Origin of the sequence: Clostridium sp., from assembly GCF_032552055.1 — a bacterium.
In the GTDB taxonomy this organism is placed as follows: Bacteria; Bacillota; Clostridia; order Clostridiales; family Clostridiaceae; genus Clostridium.
In genome coordinates, this window is sequence record NZ_JAWGSV010000272.1 from 1 (window position 1) to 4,185 (window position 4,185).

Sequence of the window (4,185 nt, forward strand, 5' to 3'; positions counted from 1 at the left end):
GTTATCAACTGATACTATATTTTCTCTTCCACCTAAAGCTTCGATATAAGCCTTAGCTAATTCCCCCATATCTCCAGATACTACAGTGTTTTCAGTTAATTCATCGTCATCTTCTCTACCTGGAGTCTTTAAGTCGAATTTAGTGATAACAAATCTAAATGTTACATAGTAGATTAATGCAAATACTAAACCTATTGGTATTATTAATAGTGGATTTTCTGCCATTGGTGCTTTAAAGCTTAAGAACCAATCAACAAAACCAGCACTGAAGTTAAATCCAGCTCTTACTGGTAATAATGTACAAACTATTGCTGATATACCAGTTAATCCAGCATGTAATACATATAGTCCTGGTGCTAAGAACATGAATGCGAATTCTAATGGTTCTGTAACTCCTGTAAAGAATGAAGATAATGCAGCTGCTAATAATAATCCATATACAGCTTTTTTCTTATTTTCTTTAGCTGTATGATACATAGCTAAAGCTCCAGCTGGTAAACCGAACATCATAACTGGGAAGAATCCTGTCATGTACATACCTGTTTGACCTTGAACTCCTGTACCACCCCAGAAGTTAGCTATATCGTTAATTCCTGCAACGTCGAACCAGAATACTGAGTTAAGTGCATGGTGTAACCCTGTAGGTATTAATAATCTGTTAAAGAATGCATATATACCTGCTCCTACAGCTCCTGTAGAAATAATTGCTTTACCAAATGATACTAATGCATTATAAACTACTGGCCATACAAAGAATAATACAAGTGCTGCAACTAATGATGCTAAAGATGTCATAATTGCAACTGATCTCTTACCGCTAAAGAATCCTAAAGCGTCTGGTAACTTTGTTGACTTAAACTTGTTATAACAACTTGCACCTATTAAACCTGCAACTATACCAACGAATTGAGTTTGGATTTTACTGAATGCTGCTGGAACTTCCGCAACATCAATTCCCTTAAACATAGCAACAACTGCGGGGCTTAATAATGTTGTAATCATAAGCCATGAAACTAGACCTGCAAGTCCTGCTGTTCCATCGTTGTCATCTGACATACCTACTGCTACCCCGATAGCAAATAGTATTGCCATATTATCGATTAACGCTCCACCCGCTTTTAATAAGAAAGCCGCTGCTACATTGTTTGCTCCCCAACCTGATGGATCAATCCAGTAACCGATACCCATTAAGATACTTGCAACTGGTAAAGCTGCAACTGGAAGCATTAATGATTTTCCTAGTCTTTGAAGATACTTCATCATAATAATAATTCCTCCTTGTTTTTTGTTATGTACAAATCTAAGCCATAACATAAATAATTCCGATAATATAAAAAAGCCGAAAAGGATATTATAATATAATAAATCCTCTTCGGCTCATGCTCAACTAATTGATAACACGCCTAAACTTGTACATATATTTAACTTACAATGTTATTGTATCATCCTATGTTATTGTTTTCAATAGTTTTTTTAAATTTTTTTATTTTTATTTTTTCTTCTATAATTTTTAATATCTTGATTTTATTATTATATTATTATTTGTTTTATGTAGTAATCCATGTGTTTTATTACAATACAATATACTGTTTTTTTCTTATATTTTATTGACAATTATAAATAATTACAGATATAATCATACTAGACGTGTTACTGTTAAATCAGGCATGAGTCCACTATTCTAATAAATATAGGACTTATGCCTTTTGTTTTTATTAATTATGATATATCTGTGTATTTATTTTTTGTTTTAAATAAATACTATTTATATAAACTAGATAAAAAATATGAAATAGAAAGGATGTGGATTCCTGACTATTCAGGAAGTACTATGTTTAAGTTTTTTAAAAACCTATTCAATTCAGAAGAAAATAAAGAAGAAGTTGTAGTTGCTAAGGCTAATACTTTAGTTGCACCAGTTTCAGGTAAAGCAATGCCTTTATCAGAGGTTCCAGATCCAGTTTTTGCTGAAAAGTTAGCAGGTGATGGAGCAGCTATTATGGCTGAAGGAGATACTGTTGTTGCTCCTGCTGATGGAGAAGTTACTTTAATCTTTAAAACTAAGCACGCTTTTGCTATGACATTAGAAAACAGCTTAGAAATATTAGTTCATATTGGTTTAGAAACTGTTTCCCTTGATGGAGAAGGTTTTGAACAATTAGTAGAACAAGGAACAAAAGTTAAGGCTGGTACTCCATTAATAAAAATAGATAGAGAGTTTATCTTAAGCAAAGGATTATCTCTTGCAACTCCAGTTTTAATAACAAATGTTGATGCCACTAAATCAATATCTGCTGTTGAAACAGGTAATGTAGTAGCTGGAGAAACTACAGTAGTAAATTTTGAAGTGTAATAACTAAATCAAAAAAATAAGAATCAGTAATTTAATACTGATTCTTATTTTTTTATAATTTATTTTTCAAAAGATATTCTAAACCTCTCAATATGCATGGCTAAATAAGCCACTTCATCTTCTGATATTTCTTTTATATCTAAAGTCTTACATATAATTTCCCTTGTTTCCTTAGCAATTTTATAGGATATTTTATATTTATCTCTAATTATATCTACTAAATCATTTTTTATAGGGCTATTAGTTATAATCCTTTCAATAGCAAATCTTATATGAGTTAAAAATCTAGCATAATCTAAAGATTTTCTATCTATTTCTATCTTAAGCCTATCTTCAACATGCTCAATAATAGAATTACTTAAAAAGCTATATTTTATAGTATTTGATAGTTTACCATTATTCCTAGCTGAATGTATATGAAGAGTAATAAATCCTATTTCACCTTCTGGAACTTCAACTCCTAATTCTTCTTTAATTCTATAAGCCAGCCTAGATGCCATAGAAAATTCCCTAGCATAAAGTGTTTCTATTTCAACTAGAAAAGGATTTTGTATTTCTTCATTATCCTCTAGCCTTCTTATAGCATAGAATAAGTGGTCTACTAATCCTATATGGATATTTTCATTAAGTTCTTCTCCCAGCTCATCTGATATCTCTGCAATAACTTCTTCTACAATTGCAATTAATTTCGTATCAACTCTATTTAATATTTCATTAAAATTTCTTTGATTATCTTTATCTTCGATAATAAATACTTTCTCTACTATTGTTCCCTTGCTTATTACATCACCAGGTTTCTTCCCAAATCCAATGCCCTTTTGGAAAAGAATTTTCTCTTGCCCCTCTTCTTTAACAAGCAAAATGTTATTATTAAAAGATTTTATAACACTCGCATCTTTATTCAACGTAATCTTATACATAATACTCCTACCTTTACCAAAAAATAATATTAGTTTATGTAATATTAGAAATCCTCTAATACCCTATAAAAAGTTAAATGGTCTCTCCACCCACCATTAATAAATAAATACCTTTCATTTAACCCAACTTCTTTAAACCCACAACTAGTTAATACATTTTTAGATCTTTCATTATCCACTAAGACAGAAGCCTCTAATCTATGTAGTTCAAGCTCATCTCTAGCATATCGTACTGCCATCCTTAAAGCTTCCTTCATATAGCCCTTCCCTTGATAATCCTTATCCATAGAATAACCAATTATACCACTTTTAAATACTCCATAAACTATATTGGATATTTTTATTTTCCCAATAAGTTTATCATTCTTGTAGATTCCAAGATCAACACACTTACCAGACATTAATCCCTTATAGCTCTCTAAAAGAATATCCCTTTGAGTTTCTATAGTATAAAAGCTTTTGTCTCTACTTGGCTCATAATTTCTTAGGTGATCTTCATTTCTAATATAATACTCTAATAAATCTTCTGAGTCCTCAGGGCTAAGATTTCTTAGTGATATATTTTTTCCCTTTAGTTTAACAATATAATTTCTTTGAATATTATTAAAGTCATTTCTATTAACACCAAAACTAAGTTCATCTAAAAATATTCCATTTGAAAATAAATTTTCTGAAAATATTCCTTCTAAATTGAACCCTAAGTCTAAGAAAACCTTATAATTAATATTTTCATCCACTAAAATATTAACCTTATATGTATTATTATCCTTAAAGATAGCCCTCACTATACTTATTACTGACTCTCTTAGTAAATTATGCTTACCACTCTTAAAAAACTTCAATCTGATGTTGCACTTTCTACCTTCTTTATCTAATTCAGTAATAGTAAACCTTCCTATTAGAATATTATCT

4 protein-coding genes are annotated in these 4,185 nt (G+C 30.3%); 1 reads left to right on the forward strand and 3 read right to left on the reverse strand.

Annotated features, from left to right (window positions below):
- On the reverse strand, nucleotides 1-1,263 hold a 1,263-nt coding region (nagE, locus tag E6248_RS13965; RefSeq protein ID WP_316341397.1), incomplete at its 3' end, for an N-acetylglucosamine-specific PTS transporter subunit IIBC.
- Nucleotides 1,264-1,831: 568 nt separating this feature from the next.
- Here nagE and E6248_RS13970 point away from each other — a divergent pair.
- Nucleotides 1,832-2,353: a PTS glucose transporter subunit IIA gene (locus E6248_RS13970; protein ID WP_316341398.1), complete on the forward strand. Its 522-nt coding sequence runs from the start codon at nucleotides 1,832-1,834 to the stop codon at nucleotides 2,351-2,353.
- A gap of 59 nt (nucleotides 2,354-2,412) precedes the next feature.
- Here the strand turns inward: E6248_RS13970 and glcT are convergent, their stop codons facing one another.
- Together glcT and E6248_RS13980 are read right to left on the reverse strand one after the other, a co-directional pair.
- Nucleotides 2,413-3,273 (reverse strand): glucose PTS transporter transcription antiterminator GlcT, encoded by an 861-nt coding sequence (gene glcT, locus E6248_RS13975; RefSeq protein ID WP_316341399.1) that lies wholly within the window; start codon nucleotides 3,271-3,273, stop codon nucleotides 2,413-2,415.
- Between the two features lie 44 nt (nucleotides 3,274-3,317).
- Nucleotides 3,318-4,185: GNAT family protein (locus E6248_RS13980; RefSeq protein ID WP_316341400.1), on the reverse strand; the 868-nt coding region annotated here is incomplete at its 5' end.